This is a genomic window from Pseudodonghicola flavimaris, from assembly GCF_030164425.1.
Taxonomy (GTDB): Bacteria; Pseudomonadota; Alphaproteobacteria; order Rhodobacterales; family Rhodobacteraceae; genus Pseudodonghicola; species Pseudodonghicola flavimaris.
This window is the reverse complement of record NZ_JASNJD010000056.1, coordinates 1-1,502: the sequence shown is the minus strand read 5'-3', so window position 1 is coordinate 1,502 and position 1,502 is coordinate 1. Positions and strand designations below refer to the sequence as shown.

General features: G+C 64.4%; 1 pseudogene. It reads left to right on the top strand.

The window, feature by feature from the left end:
* Positions 1–1,502 (top strand): annotated as a pseudogene (locus QO033_RS25205) (hypothetical protein); the annotation flags it as partial.

The window sequence follows — 1,502 nt, the reverse complement described above, 5'->3', positions numbered from 1 at the left end:
GATCGGGAACCTGTCGATCGCGCCGGGGACGGTCATTGAAAATGCGGTCGGCGGCGCCGGCAACGAAGTCATCTACGGCAACAACTCGGCCAACACGCTCGACGGCGGCGGCGGCAATGACGCGATCTACGGTTTCGACGGCAACGATACGCTGATCGGCGGCACCGGCAACGATAGCCTCTACGGCGGCAACGACGTCGATTCGGTTCACGGCGGAGACGGCAATGACTGGATCACCGGGGGCGCCGGCTCCGGCGACTTGCTCTTCGGCGATGCCGGGAACGACATACTGGTGGTGGTCCAAGGCGAAGGCTCGGACCAGCTGGATGGTGGCACCGGCACCGACACGGCCGACTTCAGCGGGATCACTTCGCTGAGCGCGCTGTTCGACCTTGCTGGCGGCTTTTACCAATGGGGCGGGGCGGGCACGATGTACGACCTGCTCAACTTCGAGAATGTCATCGGCGGCAGCCTGAACGATACTATTATCGGTACGAGCGGGGCCAATATTCTCAACGGCGGCGCCGGCGACGATGTCATCGACGGCGGTGCGGGGACAGACACGCTGTATGGCGGCGCCGGCAACGACACGCTGATCCAGGGCTTTGGCGGCCCGGACGAGATCATGGACGGCGGCGCTGGCGTGGATACCGGCGACTGGTCCTACAGCACGTTCGACAACTGGGTCATCGACCTCAGCCTCGGCACTGCGAATATCGGCGGCACAACCTTTGCGCACCTCACCTCGATCGAGAATGTGGTGGGGGGCCAGTTGGCCGACACGATCACCGGCGATGGCAATGCCAACGTCCTGAACGGCGCTGCCGGCAATGACACGATCACCGGCGGCGGCGGGACCGACACGCTGATCGGCGGGGCCGGAAACGATGTGTTGATCGACAGCGGCAGCGGCACGATCTTCGACGGCGGCGATGGCGACGACCGGTTCCAGATGAATAGCGCCGGCTCCGCCATCGTGAGCGGCGGCGCCGGCAGCGATACGGTTGATCTCTTGACCGATGGCTATTCCGGCACCCTCACGTCGCCGCCGCGGATCATCGATGTCGATCAGGGCTATTCCTTTGACGGCGGCGCCTTCCAGGGCACCTGGAGCGGGATCGAAAACATCTGGAGCTGGGCCAATGTCGCGATCACGCTGATCGGCAACTCCAGCAACAACCTGCTCCAGGCCAGCAGCCAGAACGACACGCTGAACGGCGAAGGCGGTGACGACACGCTTCTGGGCCTTGCCGGTGATGACACACTGATCGGCGGCGCCGGGAACGATCTTCTGAACGGGGGCACCGGCAACGACCTGCTCGACGGCGGGCTCGGCGACGATATCCTCACCGGTGAAGGTGGCGACGACGATTATGTGGTCGACAGTCTTGGCGACAGTGTCGTCGAAGCCGTGGGCGAGGGCATCGACACGATCTGGACCGCGCTGGCCAGCTTCTCGCTGGGCACGATCGCCAATGTGGAGAACCTGACTGGGACCTCCG